22 protein-coding genes and 2 tRNA genes are annotated in these 19548 nt (G+C 69.4%); 19 read left to right on the top strand and 5 right to left on the bottom strand.

From position 1 onward, the window contains the following. Positions 1-110: 110 nt before the first annotated feature. The 4 genes from K7862_RS24455 (at position 111) to K7862_RS24440 (ending at position 1963) form a co-directional block, all read left to right on the top strand. Positions 111-611 (top strand): Dps family protein, encoded by a 501-nt coding sequence (locus K7862_RS24455; protein ID WP_222966109.1) that lies wholly within the window; start codon positions 111-113, stop codon positions 609-611. Between the two features lie 273 nt (positions 612-884). Further along, positions 885-1184, top strand: coding sequence for a hypothetical protein (locus K7862_RS24450; RefSeq protein ID WP_222966107.1), 300 nt, complete (start codon positions 885-887; stop codon positions 1182-1184). Between the two features lie 189 nt (positions 1185-1373). Next, a complete protein-coding gene (locus tag K7862_RS24445; RefSeq protein ID WP_222966173.1) occupies positions 1374-1595 on the top strand; it encodes a hypothetical protein in 222 nt (73 codons plus the stop codon). A gap of 164 nt (positions 1596-1759) precedes the next feature. Next, positions 1760-1963, top strand: a complete 204-nt coding sequence (locus K7862_RS24440) for a hypothetical protein (protein WP_222966105.1) — start codon at positions 1760-1762, stop codon at positions 1961-1963. Positions 1964-2443: 480 nt separating this feature from the next. On the opposite strand, the gene K7862_RS24435 is transcribed toward K7862_RS24440, so the two are convergent. From K7862_RS24435 to K7862_RS24425, 3 genes are all read right to left on the bottom strand, one after another. Next, entirely contained in the window at positions 2444-2938 is a 495-nt protein-coding gene (locus K7862_RS24435) for a hypothetical protein (RefSeq protein WP_222966103.1), read from the bottom strand. Between the two features lie 92 nt (positions 2939-3030). Beyond that, positions 3031-3543, bottom strand: coding sequence for a GNAT family N-acetyltransferase (locus K7862_RS24430; protein ID WP_308012157.1), 513 nt, complete (start codon positions 3541-3543; stop codon positions 3031-3033). After that, a complete protein-coding gene (locus K7862_RS24425; protein ID WP_222966101.1) occupies positions 3540-4337 on the bottom strand; it encodes a GntR family transcriptional regulator in 798 nt (265 codons plus the stop codon). The genes K7862_RS24430 and K7862_RS24425 overlap by 4 nt, the downstream gene beginning before the upstream one ends. Before the next feature lie 157 nt (positions 4338-4494). On the opposite strand from K7862_RS24425, the gene K7862_RS24420 reads away from it, so the two are divergent. From K7862_RS24420 to K7862_RS24380, 9 genes are all read left to right on the top strand, one after another. Further along, complete coding sequence (locus K7862_RS24420) at positions 4495-4851, top strand: SCO3933 family regulatory protein (RefSeq protein WP_222966099.1); 357 nt, start codon at positions 4495-4497, stop codon at positions 4849-4851. 6 nt (positions 4852-4857) lie between these two features. Beyond that, entirely contained in the window at positions 4858-6213 is a 1356-nt protein-coding gene (locus K7862_RS24415; RefSeq protein WP_222966097.1) for an FtsK/SpoIIIE domain-containing protein, read from the top strand. Between the two features lie 80 nt (positions 6214-6293). Beyond that, a complete protein-coding gene (locus K7862_RS24410; RefSeq protein WP_222966095.1) occupies positions 6294-6977 on the top strand; it encodes a DUF2637 domain-containing protein in 684 nt (227 codons plus the stop codon). 18 nt (positions 6978-6995) lie between these two features. Beyond that, positions 6996-7187, top strand: coding sequence for a mobile element transfer protein (locus K7862_RS24405; protein WP_222966093.1), 192 nt, complete (start codon positions 6996-6998; stop codon positions 7185-7187). A gap of 15 nt (positions 7188-7202) precedes the next feature. Beyond that, positions 7203-7529, top strand: coding sequence for a hypothetical protein (locus K7862_RS24400; RefSeq protein ID WP_222966091.1), 327 nt, complete (start codon positions 7203-7205; stop codon positions 7527-7529). Positions 7530-7622: 93 nt separating this feature from the next. Further along, the gene (locus K7862_RS24395; protein WP_222966089.1) at positions 7623-7808 is read left to right on the top strand and encodes a hypothetical protein; all 186 of its coding nucleotides are present in this window, start codon (positions 7623-7625) and stop codon (positions 7806-7808) included. Between the two features lie 7 nt (positions 7809-7815). Continuing rightward, the gene (gene repSA, locus K7862_RS24390) at positions 7816-9204 is read left to right on the top strand and encodes a replication initiator protein RepSA (RefSeq protein WP_222966087.1); all 1389 of its coding nucleotides are present in this window, start codon (positions 7816-7818) and stop codon (positions 9202-9204) included. 2 nt (positions 9205-9206) lie between these two features. After that, positions 9207-9410 (top strand): helix-turn-helix domain-containing protein, encoded by a 204-nt coding sequence (locus K7862_RS24385; RefSeq protein WP_222966085.1) that lies wholly within the window; start codon positions 9207-9209, stop codon positions 9408-9410. After that, positions 9410-10558 carry a tyrosine-type recombinase/integrase gene (locus tag K7862_RS24380; protein ID WP_222966083.1) on the top strand — a complete coding sequence of 383 codons (1149 nt, stop codon included), beginning with the start codon at positions 9410-9412 and terminating at the stop codon, positions 10556-10558. The genes K7862_RS24385 and K7862_RS24380 overlap by 1 nt, the downstream gene beginning before the upstream one ends. A gap of 65 nt (positions 10559-10623) precedes the next feature. Here K7862_RS24380 and K7862_RS24375 read toward each other — a convergent pair. Further along, positions 10624-10697 (bottom strand) — tRNA-Gly (locus tag K7862_RS24375). Between the two features lie 110 nt (positions 10698-10807). Between K7862_RS24375 and K7862_RS24370 the strand changes: the two genes are divergently transcribed. The 5 genes from K7862_RS24370 to clpX all read left to right on the top strand — a co-directional run bounded on the left by K7862_RS24370 (position 10808) and on the right by clpX (position 15671). Continuing rightward, positions 10808-10884, top strand: a tRNA-Pro gene (locus tag K7862_RS24370). Positions 10885-11054: 170 nt separating this feature from the next. Further along, the gene (gene tig / locus K7862_RS24365; RefSeq protein WP_222966081.1) at positions 11055-12476 is read left to right on the top strand and encodes a trigger factor; all 1422 of its coding nucleotides are present in this window, start codon (positions 11055-11057) and stop codon (positions 12474-12476) included. 295 nt (positions 12477-12771) lie between these two features. Continuing rightward, a complete protein-coding gene (locus K7862_RS24360; RefSeq protein ID WP_222966167.1) occupies positions 12772-13389 on the top strand; it encodes an ATP-dependent Clp protease proteolytic subunit in 618 nt (205 codons plus the stop codon). A gap of 84 nt (positions 13390-13473) precedes the next feature. After that, positions 13474-14157 carry an ATP-dependent Clp protease proteolytic subunit gene (locus K7862_RS24355; RefSeq protein WP_272493240.1) on the top strand — a complete coding sequence of 228 codons (684 nt, stop codon included), beginning with the start codon at positions 13474-13476 and terminating at the stop codon, positions 14155-14157. Positions 14158-14387: 230 nt separating this feature from the next. After that, the gene (gene clpX, locus K7862_RS24350; RefSeq protein WP_222966079.1) at positions 14388-15671 is read left to right on the top strand and encodes an ATP-dependent Clp protease ATP-binding subunit ClpX; all 1284 of its coding nucleotides are present in this window, start codon (positions 14388-14390) and stop codon (positions 15669-15671) included. A 78-nt stretch (positions 15672-15749) separates the two neighbouring features. Here clpX and K7862_RS24345 read toward each other — a convergent pair whose 3' ends face one another. Beyond that, on the bottom strand, positions 15750-16724 hold the full coding sequence (locus tag K7862_RS24345) for a hypothetical protein (protein WP_222966077.1): 975 nt from the start codon (positions 16722-16724) through the stop codon (positions 15750-15752). A 116-nt stretch (positions 16725-16840) separates the two neighbouring features. Between K7862_RS24345 and K7862_RS24340 the strand changes: the two genes are divergently transcribed. Beyond that, entirely contained in the window at positions 16841-19471 is a 2631-nt protein-coding gene (locus K7862_RS24340; protein ID WP_222966075.1) for a valine--tRNA ligase, read from the top strand. Positions 19472-19548 lie beyond the last annotated feature (77 nt).

Here is a 19548-nt window from a genome sequence, read left to right as displayed (position 1 = left end):
GGTCAGGTGCGGTGGCGGCGCCGCGGGGCCTCCACGACGCTGGACCGGGTAGAGATCGGGCCTCCCCAGCCGGGGGCTGTAGCGCGGTGCTTGCCGAAGGAGATCACGCCATGACCGCAGCCCCCGGGGGTTCCCGCCGCTCGGAGAAGGACGTCGCCGGATTCACGGCCTCGGCCGAGTTCGTCCAGGCCATGCAGCAGATCCTGGTCGACCTCGTGGAACTCCACCTCCAGGGCAAGCAGGCCCACTGGAACGTGGTCGGCCACAACTTCCGGGACCTGCACCTGCAGCTCGACGAGATCGTCGAGGAGGCCCGGGAGGCCGCCGACACCATCGCCGAGCGGATGCGCGCGCTGGCCGCCTTCCCCGACGGCCGCACCGACACGGTGGTGGCGAGCACCACGCTCCCCGCCTTCCCGCAGGGCGCGGTGGACGTGAAGAACGTCGTCGAGCTGATCACCACCCGTCTGCGGGTGACCGCCGACACCCTGCGCACCCACCACGACCGCATCGACAGCGAGGACCCCTCCACCGCCGACCTGCTCCACGCGATCATCGACTCGCTGGAGAAGTACGCCTGGATGGTCCACGCGGAAAACCAGTCCGCCTGACCTCCGCCGCCCGGTCCGCCGGTCCCGTGCGCGGCAGGAGACGACCGCGGCCCAGGGAGCGGATCTCGTCCGCCACCTGGGCCGCAGTGCTGAAGAGCGGGCGACGGGAATCGAACCCGCGTAGCTAGTTTGGAAGACCAGTGCGGTGCCCCCAGCGTGGCCTCGTACGGCCCCGTACAGGGCCTCCGGGGCATCCTGCCCGCTGTTCCCCGTGGTTCCCCCCTGCTAGCCCGTGAGACGGGCACGTGGGGGGCACGCGCTACTGTCACCACCATGGCCATCCTGGTATCCGGCCGCAGCTTGATCGAAGTTCTCGACCAACTCGATGAAGTGCCGGAAGACGCGACTCTGCATGCGGCTGAGCCCTGGTCCGCCACTTCCGCGACGTGTGTCTCGGATGACGACAGTGCGCCCGATGGGTTCGTCTACCTGATCGAGGCTGAGCTTGCCCATCAAGTGATCGAGGTGTGGTCGCGATGGAGGAACGGGACGGAACCCACGGGACTTCAGAAGTGCGAGGCCGTGATCCACTACGCAACTCGGGACGCCTACCTGCCCCGAGATGCCGACTAGATCTTCTGGAAGTGACGTGGGGCCCCGCTGACCTGGGACCCGGTACGCGACCAACGCTGTGACCTGCGAGCAAGCCGTCAACGGTTGTCAGCATTGGTCGTCCTTGTGCGGCCCCGGACGGCCCAGAGACGGCCCAGGGAATACGCGCTCCGGGGATGGGATGATCTCCACGGAGGGGTGCGAGTGGACATGCTGGAGCTGATGGAATGGCTGGCCGAGCGCGGGATTACGACCGTGTTCAAGGTCGATGGCGACCGGATGATCGAGCACAGGAAGGCATGGATGGTGATTGTCAGCGGTGGCCCGCTTGGCGAGGACTCGTTCTTTCGTGCGGACCTGGGCACAGCAGACGCCTGTCTGGACTCGCTGCTTGCCCATCTGGAGAGCAAGGACCTGTCACCGTTCGTGTGATCAGCATGTCTCATGTGGACCGCGTTGCGTCTCGATGCGAACTACGGGCGGGACGACGCTGAGGTCATCCCGACTGGTTCGGGGAGGTGCGAGGGCCGAATTCGGTTGACTGCGGTCGCTCTGGTTGCTGTACTCCGCTGCTGTACGGCGTCGTCGGAGGGGTCATGGCGGAACTACCCGCGAGCGTAGACCGCGACATCCTGACGCGGCGGATCATCCCTGCCTTGGTCACGATCCGCGAGACCTTGGGGTGCTCGATCCCTGAAGCATTGGATGTCTTCCAGATCCGCTACGACGAGCTGCGCCGGGATAGGCCAGCCGACTTCACGGTCGGACCCGAGGAGTACGGCGAAGGGTTCTACTCGTGAGGACAACTCGGGTGCGATCCTCCGGCGCCCAGCCCCATGACCGCCCCCGTCTCCCATCCCGTCTGCCGTCGGCCCGCACGTCAGTGGAGCGGGCGTGGTTCCTGGCGTCCAGGTGGAGCGCGCCACTGTACGAACGACCTGGACGCCAGGGGCCGCGTCTGCTCGGCTTGTCCCGGGTCGATGGCAGTCGGGATGGGAGCTCCCGCACCCCTCCCACGACGATCCCGCGGTCGCCGGCCGGGCCTGGTCCATCTCGGAGCCTGAGCGCCCCCGCCGGAGGCACCTCTTTGACCTGGGCTGTGCGGTCTCGCCTCATGCCATCGGCCTCCCCCTCGTGGGCGCGCGCGGCGCTGGCCGTGCCGAGCGGGACGGAGGCAGGAGCGACGGCGCGGCCGGGCGCCAGACGCGCGCCCGGCGGAGCGTCAGCGACGCCGGGAGCTTGATGAGGTAGAGAAACTTGTAACAACCGCCGCTCGACGGTCAGGCCTTGTTGCAATTGACGCTGACCCTGAGCGATTGGTACGCGGCGCCGCCGCTACCCGCCATGTTGGCGTCTCGGGTGATGAACAGGTCCCAGCCATTGCGGGCCAAGTGGGTCTCGTCGGTACCGGAGGTCGTGGCAGGCTTCCAGCCTTCCCCTCGGAGGAGCGTCACCATGTCCTCCCGGGCGTGCGCGTGGCCGCTCTCTGGAAAGAGGCGTCCCAGGCTGATGGAGCAGTAGTCCTCGGCGTCCAAACGTCCGTCATCTGCTAGATCGTCCGGTATGTGCGCTTGTTGGAAGTCTCGCGTCACTTCAGAGGTGATCTGCTCGTATGCGGGTCGTCGTTGAAGCGCGGGGTTGGCGGCGGCCGGCGTGGTGGACGGCGTGGCGGCGCGGGCAGTGTTGTCCCGAGTGGAGTGGGAATCGTGTCCACCACAGGCACCGGCGAGTAGAACGACCGGAACCACGGTGAACAGGGCAGTGCATTTGTGCATGTAGGGAGCGTAGTGAACGATTCCACTCGTGCCTGCACGGGCCCCGGCTCGGACCTGACCTTTCAGCGGGCAGCAGGTTCGGGCGAGCCTCCTCAGGTGGCAGGCCAGACGTAGCAGGCCGCGGGGATCTGCTGTCCGGCGCCGAAGTAGTGTGAGACCTCGCCGATGTGCTTCCAGCCGAGACGCTCGTAGAGGCGGATTGCTCCGGTGTCCTTCGTCATCACGTCGAGCACGAGCCGCAAAGAGTTCTGCTTGGCGTAGTCCATGGCTGCGCGCATCAGTCGTTCGCCGGCCGCGTGCTTGCGTGCCTCACGGACGACGAAGAGCCGTGCCAGAACGCCGATTCGCTCCTCACCCTCGCCGCTCCGGTCCTGCCACAGGCTCACCGCCCCTTCCCCTTGCGGGCGCATCACCGCCACATGGCCGACGATCGTCCCTGACTCTTCCGCGACCCACGCGCTCAAGACGGCTGGTGGTCGGATCCACGCCTCGGGGTCCTCGACGCCTTCAACCGGGTAGCCGTCCGTCTCGTGCACGTTCATCAGTGCTGCGGCTGCGCCGGGCACGTCGGCATCGGTGATCGGCCGTATGGCGATGCTGGTCACTGGGCCTCCGGGGGAGTCGGCTGTTCGACGGGGAGTTCGTAGAGCAGGCCGGTTTGGTCGGCACGGTGGACGTAGCGGGTGACCTCGAATGGCTCACCGTTCTGGTCCAGGCTGGTGTGGAGCACTTCGAGCACCGGGACACCGGGGAGCAGGTCGAGAAGTGCCGCCTCGTGCGGCGTGGGCATGCGGGCGCTGATCTCGTCGCGCACGCGTGTCATGACGTGCCCGAGTTCTTCGAGACGGCCGTAGATGCCGTTCGGCCCGGACTTCGGTTGCATCAGGAGAGTGCCTTGCGCCTCCCCCCACCGGATGTAGGTGGAGACGATCTGTACGGGCTCGTCGTCCGCGAAGTAGTGGTTCTCCCGGTGGACCACGCTCGCGTCGTCGGCGGAGACTTGCAGCCTCTCGGCGATGTCGGCCGGCGGTACCTCGCGCGTGATGCTGAGGACGTCGATACGGGCCGTCTTCCCCTGGCGCTTCGCCTCAAGGCGGAATGGCGTGAGCCCGGTCTCCCGGTTCTTGATCGAGTACCGATCGCTGCCGAACCGGAACAGTCGCTGCGGCTGGCGCACGAACACGCCCTTGCCGTGCTTCGCCGTCACAAGTCCTTGCTCGGCGAGGATGCGTACGGCCTCCCGGGCCGTGTTGCGCGCCGCACCGTACTCCTCGGCTAGCGCCCGCTCAGACGGGAGCTTGTCACCCGCTGCCAACTCTCCGCGCTCGATGCGCTTGCGGAGTTCTTCGGCGATACGCCGGCTCGGCGGCTGCTGGGGAGAAGGGGCGGACGGGCTCATGACCAGCAGCATACAGGTGGCTCAAGCCAGTGTCTTGACGCGGCGTCAGCTATGTGTTCAACTGGCTTAAGCCAGTAAGTGGCTCAAGCCAGTTGGAAGCGGCGCCCTACCTCCAAGCAAGCCGCCGCTTCCTCCCTCGTACAAGGGAGTTGCCATCATGGCATCGTTCAAGATCGACCTCTCGACCGCTGCGGTGTTCGTCGCGACGCCGCCCGTCCCGAAGCTGGTCAACAAGCAGACCGGTGAGATCGCGATCGACCGCGAGACCGGTGCGCCGCTGAAGACGGTCGGCCTGCTGGTCTCCGACGAGGGGCAGGGCGACCTGTTCCAGGTGACCGTGCCGGAGACCGGCATCGACGCGACGCTCACCCCGGGCACGCTGGTGGCGGTGACGGGTCTGAGGGCTCGGGACTGGGAGAACGAGTTCAACGGGCAGAAGCGGCACGGGATCAGCTTCCGCGCCGTCGCGGTCACCTCGCTGGTGCCGGCCGCCGCGTCGAACGGCAAGGGCTGACCTGTGATGGTGACGGTACTGGTGTTATCCGGCGTCGGGATCGCGGGTGTGCTGATCCTGCGCCGGGTCCGCCCGGATCTGTACCGGATGGTCGTCGGCGGTCCGGTGGCCCGGGTCCGGGTCGGCTGGACGTACGGCAGCGTGATGGACGCGTGCGGTCTGACCGTTCCGCCGTCGCGGGCTCGTATCGCGGTGGCGCGGGCGTTACGCCGGGAGATGCCGGCCAACCGTCCGCCGAAGCTGCTGCGGCTGCGGACCACCCGCACGGGTCTGGTTGCCCGGGTCCGGCTCCAGCCGGGGCAGGACGCCTTCGACGTGATCACTGCCGCTGACCGGCTGCGGCATGCCTGGCGACTGCACCAGGTCACGGTCAAGGAACTGCGCTCCGGGGTGCTGGAGCTGTCCATGACCGGCTACGACGTCCTTTCCCGTGTGCATCTGCCGGTGCGCTCGGAGCGTTCGGCGCTGCGGGTGCCGGTGGCCATGCGGGAGGACGGCGGGGTGCACTACCGGGACTTCCGCAAGGTCCCGCACAGTCTGGTCCTAGGCGCGACCGAGTCGGGGAAGTCGGTCTACCAGCGCGGGCTGGTCAAGGAGTTGGCGCGTCAGCCGGTCGCCCTGGTGGGCATCGACTGCAAGCAGGGCGTGGAACTGGCGCCCCTGGCCCGCCGCTTCACCGCCCTGGCCGACAACCCCGACACGGCTGCCGATCTGCTGGAAGCGCTCGTTGCGGAGATGATCGAGCGGTTCCAGGTCATCCGGACCGCGCAGCGCATCAGCGCCGACACATCCGATGCGGAGATCACGTCCGACATCTGGGGCCTGCCCGAGAAGATCCGCCCGATACCGATCGTGGTCATGGTCGACGAGGTCGCCGAACTTCTCCTCGTCGCCTCGGCGTCGGAGAAGAAGCGGCGGGAGCGGATCATCACCGCCCTGATCCGCCTCGGGCAGCTCGCTCGGGCCGCCGGCATCTACCTGGAAGTGTGCGGGCAGCGCTTCGGCTCCGAACTGGGCGACGGCGCGACCATGCTCCGCGCCCAGCTCACCGGGCGGGTCTGCCACCGCGTGAACGACGAAGCCTCCGCGAAGATGGCCTTCGGCGACATCTCACCCGAAGCCCTCGGATCGGTCCTGTCCATCGCCCCGGAACAGCCGGGGACCGCCGTTGCGGCGGACACCTCCGGTGGCTGGGCCCGCGTCCGGACCCCGGACACCTCGCTGCGTGATGCGGTTGCGGCCTGCAACCGGTACGCGCACCTGACTCCCGACGTGGCTGCCCTGGACGCTTTCCGGCCCGTCCTGCCGCCGCTGCCCGGGAGCACTCCTCCGGCCGTCGCCCCGGCTCCGGCCACCGCCTGAACAGCGCCACCCCTCACGGTCGGCGCGACCGCCTTCGCGCCAGGTCCCTACCCGCCCCATGCCTGGAAGGAGGAACTGCCGTGACCAAGTCGGATGCCGAACGGGCCGCCGTGATCGCCGCTGGTGTCGTGATCGTCGTGCTGACCGCAGCCGCGTTCTGGCTGTCCTACGCGCACCTGGCGGACGTGGCCCGGCACAACGGCCTCGCCGCCTCACCGGAACGCCGCTGGGCCTGGCCCGCCACTCTCGACCTGTTCATCGTCGCCGGTGAAGTCCTGATGTTCCTCGCCGCACTGCGCGCCCGTACCGACTGGTGGGCCATCGGCCTGACCGTGACCGGCTCGCTCGGCTCCATCGGCCTGAACGTCGCTGGCGTCGGCCCGCACCAACCGCTCCTGCACTACGTGGTCGCCGCGGTTCCACCGTTCGCCGCGCTTCTCGCCTTCGGCGCCCTCATGCGCCAGGTCCACCGCCTCATCCCCGACACCGCCCAGCACCTGGCCGCCGTCGCGGCCGCCGAGCCGGTCTCCGTCGAACGCGCAGACCAGCCGCCGGCACCCGCCGCACCGCCCCGCACGCCCGAGCTGCCCGCCGCATCGCCGGTGCCTGCCGTATCGGTCCCGGCCGCGCTGATCGCGCACGCCCGGAAGGTCGCCGACGCGCACCACGCCGCGACTGGCCAGCTGATCGACAGCGCCACGCTGCGCGCTCGCCTCGGCGTCCCCGCACCGCTGGCCGACGCCATCGCAGCCCAACTCACCTGACCGAAGGGAGAACCTGCCATGCCCCGCATCGAGCGCTTCAGCAACGTCGCCCGCATCGGCCCCGTGGAGATCGGTGACCACCGCGACCGCCACGGCCGCCGCGAGACCGTCGCCGCCTGCACCGCCCCGCGCTGCGGCTGGTCCAACAGCTACGCCACCCGAGCCGCCGCCGAACTCGCCGCCCGCACCCACACCTGCACCACCCGCTGAGGAAGGACACGCCCGATGCTCACGCCCAAGTACCCACCCGCGCAGACCTACACCGCACCCAGCACGCCCCCGGCCGCCGCTCCCGTCGTAGCCCCCGTGACGCCGGTTCAGCCCACCACCCCGGCCCCGGTGCCGGTTCAGACCCCGCAGTCCGGCCGCCCGGTCGTGCAGCTCACCCCGGGCAGCGTCGCCACCCTCGTCGTCGGCGGCACCGCCGTGGTCCTGGTCGTCGGCGTCGTCCTGGTCTCCATGCTCCTCGCGGTCGCGATCACCGCTGCGTCGCTGGCGCTCGTCGCGGTCGTGCTCCGCTCGCTGCTCAAGGACGACCGCAAGCACCGCTGAACGGCCCCCGGGACGGCCTCTACCGCCAAGTTTCGTCCGCCCCGGGCGCCTGACCACTTCCTGATCCATTGGACCCGAAAGGGACTCACCATCATGCCCCAGCACACCCACGCCTCGGGCCGCGTCTGCGGCCACTGCGACGGCTTCCCCACCGTCGCCATCACCACGGGCGGACGCAACCGCGACGGATCGCGCCGCACCATCACCGCCACCTGCCCCGCCTGCCGGGGCACCGGTACCGCCCCCGCCCGCCGCGCCCTCGCCACGGTTGGGAGGTGAGCTGGGAGTGACCGTCACCGCCGCGCCTCCGGCGGGCCTGGACCCGGCCACGTGGCAGGACTTCCTGCGGGTGGCCGGGCTTCCCGGCTTTGACCGCTGGAACCACCAGGTACGCCGCACAGGCGGCTGTTCCGACCCCATCCACCTGGTCGGCTCGACGACCACCCTGGACCCGGCGACGGGCCAGGTCCTCTACTCCTACGACACCAGTGATGAGCCTGGCGGGCGGCTCCGTGTCGCCTGCGGCAACCGTCGGGCCTCGCGCTGCCCGGCCTGCGCCTGGACCTACGCCGGCGACACCTACCAACTCATCCTCTCCGGCCTCACCGGCGGCAAAGGCGTCCCCGAGACCGTCACCGATCACCCTCGGGTGTTCGCCACCCTCACCGCCCCCTCATTCGGCCCCGTCCACAACCGCCCCACCGCAGGCCGCTGCCGCTGCGGCACCGCACACAGTGAGGACGCCCCGGAGCTGGGCACACCGCTCGACCCGGAGACGTACGACTACGCGGGCGCGGTGCTGTGGAACAACCACGCCTCCGACCTGTGGCGGTACGTGACCATCTACCTGCGCCGGGAGCTGGCGGCCCGCGTCGGGATCACCCAACGGGAGCTCCGGGAGCGGCTGCGGGTCTCGTACGGGAAGGTCGCGGAGTACCAGAAGCGTGGCGCGATCCACTTCCACGCCGTGATCCGCTTCGACGGACCGGACGGACCCGACACCGCCCCGCCCGCCTGGGCGACCGCCGGCCTGCTCGAAGACGCGTTACGCGCGGCTGCCGCCCGCGCCACGGTGACCCTGCCCGCTGCCGGGGACCAGCCCGCCCGGACCCTGCGCTGGGGCACACAGCTCGACGTGCAGCCCATCGGGGCCTTCGGGGACGGCGAGGAACTGACCGAACAGGCCGTCGCCTCCTACGTCGCCAAGTACGCCACCAAGGCAGCAGAGACCACCGGCACTGTCGACCGGCGCATCGGCAACAAAGAGGCTCTGGTCCTCCTCGACGTCCCCGAGCACCCCGCCCGGCTCATCGCTGCCTGCCTCGACCTGCACCCGCTCTACCCGGACCGCAAGCTGCGCGACTGGGCTCACATGCTCGGCTTCCGGGGCCACTTCTCCACCAAAGCCCGCCGCTACTCCACCACCCTCGGCGCCCTCCGGGACGCCCGGGCCGACTACCGCGCCCAGCAGGAACGCCGGGACCTGGGCCTGTCCGATCTCGACACCGACCCGGAGGCGACAACGCTCGTGCTCGCGCACTGGACTTACGCCGGCCACGGCCACACCCCCGGCGAATCCTGGCTCGCCGCCCAGATCCACCGCGATATCACCCAAGCACGCGAAACAGCACGCCAAGCACGCGCAGACCTCACCGACGACACGGGGGAGTGGTGACCATGGACAGGCTTCTCAGCGTCCAGCAAGCGGCCGAATGGCTCGGCACGACGGTGCGCTTCCCGCGCAGGTTGATCGAGGAACGCCGGATCACCTTCGTCAAGGTCGGGCGGCACGTGCGCATCCCTGAGAGCGCGCTGCGCGAGTACATCGCCGCCCACACTGTGGAGCCGTGCCGGCCTCGGCTGCTGCGGGGGGTGGCCTGATGGCAGGCAGCAAGCGCCGCGCCTTCGGACGGGTCCGCAAACTGCCATCAGGACGCTTTCAGGCCCGCTACCGGGGTCCCGATGGCATCGACCGCCCGGCCCCGCACACCTTCGCGACGAAGCGGGACGCTGACAACTGGCTCGCCGAGCGGCAGACCGAGGTGCGGCAGCCGGACTGGCGGGACCCGGACGCGGGCCGCGTTCCCTTCGAGGCCTACGCCACGGCGTGGATCAAGGAACGTCCCCTCGCGGCGAGCACGGCGGAGCTGTACGGCATCCTGCTGCGCGTCCACCTGGCGCCGACCTTCGGCCGGATGACCATCGCGGACATCACACCTGCGGCCGTCCGGTCGTGGCGTCGGGATCGGCTGGAAGCGGGCACGGGGGCTCCCACGATCGCGAAGGCGTACGCCCTGCTTCGCACGATCATGACCACGGCCGTGGCGGACGACCTGATCAGGCGCAATCCATGCCAGATCAGGAACGGCGGCACCGTCCACACCCCCGAACGGCCTACTGCGACCATCCCCGAGGTGTTCGCGCTGGCCGGCGCCGTGCGCCCCCGGTACCGGGCGCTCGTCCTCCTCGCCGCGTTCTGCGGACTGCGCTGGGGTGAGCTGATGGGACTCCGCCGGCAGGACATCGATACCGACCGCCGGGTGATCCGCGTGCGCGGGGCCGTCTCGGAGCTGAACGACGGGTCGCGGGTCTACAAGGCGCCCAAGAGCGAGGCGGGCAAGCGCACCGTGGCCGTGCCCGAGTCGATCATGCCTGCCGTGACCCTGCACCTGGAGCTGTACGCAGAGCGTGGTGCTCAGGGCAGAGTCTTCGTCGGCCCGAAGGGGGCCACCCCTCGCCGGAACCACTTCCTCGGCCTGTGGCGTAAGGCCTGCACTGATGTCGGAATCAAGGGCCTGCACTTCCATGATCTTCGGCACACCGGCAACACCCTGGCCTCCCGGACGGACGCCAGCACACGTGAGCTGATGATCAGGCTCGGCCACGGATCCAGCCGTGCTGCGCTGATCTACCAGCACGGGAACCAGGAGCGGGAGCGGGAGATCGCGGACGGCATCGACGGCATGATCGTGAAGGCGCTCAAGCGCGGTTCTCGCCGAAACGGGCACGTGGCGGGCACGGAGGACTGAACCGAGATCGGAAACGACAACGGCCCGGGCTGCGGATTTCGTCCGCGACCTGGGCCGTTTCGGTGTGGAGCGGGCGACGGGAATCGAACCCGCGTAGCTAGTTTGGAAGACTAGGGCTCTACCATTGAGCTACGCCCGCAGCGCCTGTGATTCTGGCACATCGCATACTAGCCGGTCGAACCGGTGCAGCGGTGGGTGAATACCGGCTGCCCACGCGTACGGGGACATGTACTCTACGTGTCGCACCAGCGGGGTGTGGCGCAGCTTGGTAGCGCGTCCGCTTTGGGAGCGGAAGGCCGTCGGTTCGAATCCGGCCACCCCGACCAGCAGTTCCTGTCAGGACGGGGAACTGGGCACGAGCCGCCCGGTGCGGCCGTACGACCCCGTCCGCCGCGTTTGTGGTACCCGGTAGGATGGGCCGCCAGGCGACCGGACCGCGGCACCGACCGCACATCGCATCGCCCCCATCAACGTAAAGCCCCAAGGAGACCCAACCGTGAAGAGCGCCGTCGAGACTCTGAACCCGACCAGGGTTCGACTCACTGTCGAGGTGCCCTTCGAGGAGCTCAAGCCCAGCCTCGACGCGGCGTACAAGAAGATCAACCAGCAGGTCACGGTGCCGGGCTTCCGCAAGGGCAAGATCCCTGCGCGCGTCATCGACCAGCGGTTCGGCCGTGGCGCGGTCCTCGAAGAGGCCATCAACGACGCGCTGCCGAAGTTCTACACGGACGCGGTCAACGAGGGTGAGCTCAACGTCCTCGGGCAGCCCGACGTCGACATCACCGAGTTCAACGACGGTGACGAGCTGAAGTTCACCGCCGAGGTGGACATCCGCCCGACCCTGGAGATCCCGGACTACACCGGCATCGAGGTCACCGTCGACGCCGTCGAGGTCAGCGACGAGGACGTCGAGAAGTCCCTCGAGCAGCTCCGTGAGCGCTTCGCCTCCACCAGCCCGGTGGAGCGCGCCGCCGCCGACGGCGACGTCGTCGTGGTCGACCTCGAGGCGTCCGTCGACGGCAGCGTGCTGGAGGACGGCGTCGCCAAGGGCGTCAGCTACACCATCGGCTCCGGCCAGCTCCTCGACGGCATCGACGAGGCCGTCACCGGCCTGGAGAAGGGTGGCTCGGCCACCTTCACCTCCGAGCTCAAGGGCGGCTCCGCGGCCGGCCGCGAGGCCAGCGTCAAGGTCGACGTCACCGACGTCCAGGAGCGCGAACTGCCCACGCTGGACGACGACTTCGCCCAGCTCGCGTCCGAGTTCGACACCCTCGAGGAGCTGCGCGGCGACAGCCGCAAGCGCCTGGAGCGCATGAAGTCCTACGACCAGGCCACCCAGGCCCAGGAGAAGGTGCTCGACGCGCTCATCGAGCTGGTCGAGGTCCCGATCCCGGAGAAGCTCCTCAAGGACGAGATCGAGACCCGCACGCACAACCTGGAGCACCACCAGTTCCCGGCCCTCGGCCTGGACTGGGACAGCTACCTGGAGCGCGAGGGCAAGACCCGCGAGGAGTACGACGCCGAGGTCGAGGCCCAGTCCGTCAAGGGCATCAAGACCCAGTTCATCCTCGACGAGCTGGTCAACCGCGAGAAGCTCTCGGTCAACCAGGAGGAGCTCACCGAGCACCTCATGCGCCGCGCCGCCACCTCCGGCATGACCCCCGACCAGTTCGCCCAGGCGGTCGTCGAGGGCGGCCAGGTGCCGATGCTCGTCGGCGAGGTCGCCCGCGGCAAGGCGCTGGCCGTGGTCGTCGAGGCCGCCAAGGTCACCGACACCAACGGTGAGGTCGTGGACCTGGAGGACGACGAGGACGAGACCGGCGAGACCGTCGAGGTGTCGGGTGACGACGCCGAGGCCGCCGCGACCGACGGCGACGCCGAGCAGGCGGACGCCGGGGACACCTCCGACAAGTCCTGATCCGCACACGCGACACGGGCCCGAACGCCGCACGGCGTTCGGGCCCGTGCCCGTAGGGCGCCCGGCGCGATCACGCCCGCGCACCGCCGCCCCCACCCTGCGCTATCAGCGAACAGTTCCGCGTAGGGGATTGCTGGGCCCCACCTGCGCGTTAGGGTCCACAAGTAGGAGGGCAGAGGTGCAGCAGCGCGGTGAGCGTGAGAACACCGCGCCGGCCGCGCCCCGGCCCTGACGAAGACCCTGTGACGGTCTGTCTACCGTCCGACAACGAGCAGGTGGATACGTGACGACTCCGATGCCCTCCGCCGCCGGCGAGCCGACTTCCGGTGGCCTCGGCGACCAGGTCTACAACCGACTGCTCGGCGAGCGGATCATCTTCCTCGGCCAGGCGGTCGACGACGATATCGCCAACAAGATCACCGCGCAGCTGCTCCTCCTCGCCGCGGACCCCGAGAAGGACGTCTACCTCTACATCAACAGCCCCGGCGGCTCCGTGACCGCCGGCATGGCGATCTACGACACGATGCAGTTCATCAAGAACGACGTCGTCACGATCGCCATGGGCATGGCCGCCTCGATGGGCCAGTTCCTGCTGACCGCCGGTGCCCCCGGCAAGCGCTTCGCGCTGCCGAACACCCGCATCCTGATGCACCAGCCCTCGGCCGGCCTCGGCGGCTCCGCGACCGACATCAAGATCCAGGCCGAGCAGCTGCTCTACACCAAGCGCCGGATGGCCGAGCTCATCGCGCAGCACTCCGGCCAGACCTTCGAGCAGATCACCAAGGACTCCGACCGCGACCGCTGGTTCTCCGCCGAGGAGGCCAAGGAGTACGGCCTGCTGGACGGCGTCATGCTCTCCGCCGCGCACGTCCCCGGCGGCGGTGGCACCGGTGCCGGCGGCCCGAGCGCCTGAGCCCCCGGCACGGCGTCCCGGCACCGGCATCCCGGCACCCGACCTCTCGAAGCTCTTCCTCACCAGGACGGTGGTCTCAACCCCATGAACCCCTTGAACTTCCCCGGTAGCGGCCTGTACGAGCGCACCATGGCCGAAAGGCCCGGCGTCCTCGGCGCCGAGGCCCGCTACGTCATCCCGCGCTTCGTCGAGCGGACCTCGCAGGGCGTGCGCGAGTACGACCCGTACGCCAAGCTCTTCGAGGAGCGCGTGATCTTCCTCGGCGTGCAGATCGACGACGCCTCGGCCAACGACGTCATGGCGCAGCTGCTGTGCCTGGAGTCGATGGACCCGGACCGGGACATCTCCGTCTACATCAACAGCCCCGGCGGCTCCTTCACGGCGCTGACCGCGATCTACGACACCATGCAGTTCGTGAAGCCGGACATCCAGACCGTCTGCATGGGCCAGGCGGCCTCCGCCGCCGCCGTCCTGCTGGCGGCCGGCAGCCCCGGCAAGCGGATGGCGCTGCCCAACGCCCGCGTGCTGATCCACCAGCCGTACAGTGAGACCGGCCGCGGCCAGGTGTCCGACCTGGAGATCGCGGCCAACGAGATCATCCGGATGCGCCAGCAGCTGGAGGAGATGCTCGCGAAGCACTCCACCACGCCGATCGAGCAGATCCGCGACGACATCGAGCGTGACAAGATCCTCACCGCTGAGGAGTCCCTGTCGTACGGCCTGATCGACCAGATCGTCTCCACCCGTAAGTCCTCCGTCAGCGTCTGACGGCGGCTGCACCACGCTGGAGGGACCCTGACGGACGCCGCCGAGACGGTGGACCGGCAGGGGCCCGCAGACGGTTCGCCACGCCCCGGTGTGAGCGGCCTCCCACGGACTCGCAGAGCCCGTTCCGTCCAAGGGGGGCCCACACCGGGGGTGCGGCAAGGTACCGTCGATGAGAGAAGCACCAGGCTCCGTTGAAGGTCGGCGGATCCCAGGCGAAGGGGAAAGACCTCGTGGCACGCATCGGTGACGGCGGAGACCTGCTGAAGTGCTCGTTCTGCGGAAAGAGCCAGAAGCAGGTGAAGAAGCTCATCGCAGGCCCCGGTGTGTACATCTGCGACGAGTGCATCGACCTCTGCAACGAGATCATCGAGGAGGAGCTCGCCGAGTCCTCCGAGGTGCGGTGGGAGGACCTGCCCAAGCCCCGGGAGATCTACGAGTTCCTGGAGGGCTACGTGGTGGGGCAGGAGCCCGCCAAGAAGGCCCTGTCGGTCGCGGTCTACAACCACTACAAGCGCGTCCAGGCGGGTGAGAACGGCCGCCCCGGCCACGACGACGCGATCGAGCTGGCGAAGTCCAACATCCTGCTGCTGGGCCCGACCGGCTCCGGCAAGACGCTGCTGGCGCAGACGCTGGCCCGGATGCTCAACGTGCCGTTCGCCATCGCGGACGCCACCGCCCTCACCGAGGCCGGTTACGTCGGCGAGGACGTGGAGAACATCCTCCTCAAGCTGATCCAGGCGGCCGACTACGACGTCAAGAAGGCCGAGACCGGGATCATCTACATCGACGAGATCGACAAGGTCGCCCGCAAGAGCGAGAACCCGTCGATCACGCGCGACGTCTCGGGCGAGGGCGTGCAGCAGGCGCTGCTGAAGATCCTGGAGGGCACCACCGCGTCGGTGCCGCCGCAGGGCGGACGCAAGCACCCGCACCAGGAGTTCATCCAGATCGACACCACGAACGTGCTGTTCATCGTGGGCGGCGCCTTCGCCGGTCTGGAGAAGATCATCGAGTCCCGGGCGGGTGCCAAGGGCATCGGCTTCGGCGCGACCATCCGCTCCAAGCGCGAACTCGACATGGCCGACCAGTTCTCCGAGATCATGCCGGAGGACCTGGTGAAGTTCGGCATGATCCCCGAGTTCATCGGCCGGCTGCCGGTGATCACCAGCGTGCACAACCTCGACCGTGAGGCGCTGCTGCAGATCCTGGTCGAGCCGCGCAACGCGCTGGTCAAGCAGTACCAGAAGCTCTTCGAACTCGACGGCGTGGAGCTGGAGTTCGAGCGCGGCGCGCTGGAGGCCATCGCCGACCAGGCGATCCTGCGGCAGACCGGCGCCCGCGGCCTGCGCGCGATCATGGAGGAGGTGCTGATGTCCGTGATGTACGAGGTGCCCTCGCGCAAGGACGTCGCCCGCGTCGTGATCAGCGCCGACGTGGTGCACAACAACGTCAACCCGACGCTGGTGCCGCGCGAGCCGCGGATCGTCGGCAAGGGCGAGCAGAAGAGCGCGTAGCGACGCTCGGCACACACGAGGGGGCGCCCGGTCCGAACGAACAGGACCGGGCGCCCCCTTGTCTGCTGCGGTGCCGCGTCAGGACAGCGGCACGCGGACGTCCTTGCGGACCTGGGCGGCGATGTTCGCCGCGTCCGAGAGCGACTGCGTCTTGCCGCCGAGGATGGACGCGGCGTCCGAGACGCCGATGACGCCGATGGTGCTGTAGTCGCCCCAGACGCACACCGGGATGGTGAACGACTTCGGGCCGCCGCTGCTGTCGGTCGGCGTGTACTTCATCTGCTGGCACTTCAGGACCGCGTCGTCCATGCCCGCCGGGTGGAACGTCTGCGGGCTGCCCTGGAGTTCGGTCTTGCCGCTGGAGTCGTTGTCCTCCTTGGCGGCCTGGGCGAACGCCGCGTCGACCGTCTTCTCCGGGTCCTTGACGGTGCCGTAGACGCCCTGGAAGTTGAGGGCCTTCACGGTCAGCCCGCTGCCCGACTTGTAGTCGGCGCCGGCGCCCTGGGGGTTCTGCACGCCGGCCTTCTGGAAGTCCGACTTGTCGGAGTCGGTCAGGCTGGTGTCGCTGCCGGCGTCCTTCTTGTACTCCGTCGCGACGGAGTCGGGCGTGACGAGCTTGTACTTCTTGCCGTCGTCCTTGAGCGCGCTGCCGCTGCCGCCGCCGCCCCTGGTGACGAAGAAGACGCCGGCGCCGACCGCGACCAGGGCGACCACCACGCCGATGATGATCCCGGTCTTCCTGCCCCCGCCGCCCTGCGGCGGAGCGGGCTGCTGCGGGTAGCCGTACCCGGGCTGCTGGCCGTACTGCGGCTGCGGCTGTCCGTAGGGCTGCTGCGGCGGTACCTGCCCGTAACCGGGCTGCGGGGCCTGCTGGGGGTAGCCGTATCCGGGCTGGGGCTGGCCGTAGCCGCCCTGCTGCGGGGGCTGGGGCTGACCGTAGCCACCCTGCTGCGGGGGCTGCGGCTGACCGTAGCCGCCCTGCTGGGGCTGGCCGTAACCGCCGCCCTGGGGCTGCTGCCCATAGGGGTTCGGCGGCGGCTGGTTGTAGCTCATGGGTTCGTCCCCTCCGTTAACGAGTTCGCCCATCCTCCCGGATGCCCCGGGGGTTTCTCACGCCGGGAGAGCAACTGGTTCGTAACAGCGTGCCCGGCCCCCGTAGAATCCCTGGCGTGACCGACAACACTCAGCGCCCCGCGAGCGGGCAGAACAGCACCCCCGAACTGCCGACCCAGTACACACCGGCCGAGGTAGAGGGGCAGCTGTACGAGCGCTGGGTAGAGCGCGGCTACTTCGAGGCGGACGCCAAGAGCGACAAGCCCGCGTACACCATCGTCATCCCGCCGCCCAACGTCACCGGTTCACTCCATCTGGGGCACGCGTTCCAGCACACGCTGATGGACGCGCTGACCCGCCGCAAGCGCATGCAGGGCTACGAGTCGCTGTGGCTGCCCGGCATGGACCACGCCGGCATCGCCACCCAGAACAAGGTCGAGCAGCAGCTCGCCGAGGAGGGCAAGTCCCGGCACGACATCGGCCGTGAGGCCTTCGTCGAGCGCGTGTGGCAGTGGAAGGAGGAGTACGGCGGCCGGATCCTCGGCCAGATGCGCCGCCTCGGCGACGGCGTCGACTGGTCCCGCGAGCGGTTCACCATGGACGAGGGCCTGTCCAACGCCGTCCAGACCATCTTCAAGAAGCTCTACGACGACGGCCTGATCTACCGTGCCGAGCGGATCATCAACTGGTGCCCGCGCTGCCTGACCGCGATCTCCGACATCGAGGTCGACTACCAGGACGACGACGGCGAGCTCGTCTCGCTGAAGTACGGCGAGGGCGAGGACACCGTCGTCGTGGCGACCACCCGCGCCGAGACGATGCTCGGCGACACCGCGGTCGCCGTCCACCCGGACGACGAGCGCTACCGGCACCTGGTCGGCCGGCGGATCAAGCTGCCGCTCACCGACCGCACCATCCCGGTCGTCGCCGACTCCCACGTCGACCCCGCGTTCGGCACCGGCGCGGTCAAGGTCACCCCGGCCCACGACCCCAACGACTTCGCGATCGGCCAGCGCCACAACCTGGAATCCATCACGGTCATGGACGAGCGCGGCATCATCACCGTGCACGGGCCGTTCCAGGGCCTGGACCGCTTCGAGGCGCGCAGCGCCATCGTCGGCGCGCTGCGCGAACAGGGCCGGATCGTCGCCGAGAAGCGGCCCTACGTGCACTCGGTGGGCCACTGCTCGCGCTGCAGCACCACCATCGAGCCGCGCCTGTCGCTGCAGTGGTGGGTCAAGGTCGAGCCGCTGGCCCGCGCCGCGGGCGACGCGGTCCGCGACGGCCGCGTCACCATCCACCCCAAGGAGATGGAGAAGCGGTACTTCGACTGGGTCGACAACATGCACGACTGGTGCATCTCGCGGCAGCTGTGGTGGGGCCACCGCATCCCGGTCTGGTACGGGCCCGACGGGCAGCAGGTGTGTGTCGGCCCGGACGAGAAGCCGCCGGCGGGCGAGGGCTGGACGCAGGACTCCGACGTCCTGGACACCTGGTTCTCCTCCGGCCTGTGGCCGTTCTCCACGCTCGGCTGGCCGGACCGCACCGCGGACCTGGAGAAGTTCTATCCGACCGACGTCCTGCTGACCGGCCACGACATCATCTTCTTCTGGGTCGCCCGGATGATGATGTTCGGCCTCTACGCGATGGACGGCGTGGTGCCGTTCCACACCATCGCGCTGACCGGCCTGGTGCGCGACGAGTTCGGCAAGAAGATGTCCAAGTCCAACCCCAACTCGGTGGACCCGCTGGACTGGATGGACGCCTACGGCTCCGACGCCGTCCGCTTCACCCTGGCCACCGGCGCCAACCCGGGCGCGGACGTGCCGATCGGCGAGGACTGGGTCAAGGCGTCCCGCAACTTCGCCAACAAGATCTGGAACGCCACCCGGTTCGCCCTGATGAACGGCGCCAGCGTCGAGGGCCCGCTGCCGGAGCCGGAGAAGCTGTCGGCCACCGACCGCTGGATCCTGTCCCGGCTCAACCGCGTGGTCGCCGAGGTCGACGCGTACTACGAGGACTACCAGTTCGCGAAGCTCAGCGACGCGCTGTACCACTTCGCCTGGGACGAGGTCTTCGACTGGTACGTGGAGCTGTCCAAGACCACGTTCCTCAAGGGCGGTGAGGGCGCCCAGGTGTCCGGCCGGGTCCTCGGCGAGGTCCTGGACGTGATGCTGCGGCTGCTGCACCCGGTCATCCCGTTCGTCACCGAGACGCTGTGGACCACGCTCACCGGCAAGGAGTCGGTGGTCGTCGCCGACTGGCCGAAGGACAGCGGGTTCCGCGACCCGGCCGCCGAGGCGGAGATCGGCGAGGTCCAGCGGGTCGTCACCGAGGTCCGCCGCTTCCGGTCCGACCAGGGCCTGCAGCCCGGCCAGCGGGTGCCGGCCCGGCTCACCCTGGACGGCACGCTGCTCGCGCCGCACGAGGACGCGATCCGGCAGCTGCTGCGGCTCCAGCCGGAGGGCGAGGGCTTCAACGCCACCGCCACCCTGCCGGTGGCCGGCGCGGTCGTCGCCCTCGACCTGTCGGGCACCATCGACGTGGCCGCCGAGCGCAAGCGGCTGGCGAAGGACCTGGCCGTGGCGGAGAAGGAGAAGGCCGACACGACCAGGAAGCTCGGCAACGAGGCGTTCCTCGCCAAGGCCCCCGAGCCGGTCGTCGCCAAGATCCGCACGCGGCTGGCCACCGCCGAGGCCGACATCGCCCGGATCACCGCGCAGATCGCCGCGCTGCCCGAGGCGTGAGCCGGACGCGTCATCCGTCACCGGCCCGCGGGTTCCGACCCGCGGGCCAGGCGCGGAGCACGCGCCGGGGCTCCGTA

Origin of the sequence: Actinacidiphila acidipaludis (assembly GCF_019890725.1) — a bacterium.
GTDB lineage: Bacteria > Actinomycetota > Actinomycetes > Streptomycetales > Streptomycetaceae > Actinacidiphila > Actinacidiphila acidipaludis.
This window is presented reverse-complemented; position numbering and strand designations above follow the sequence as displayed.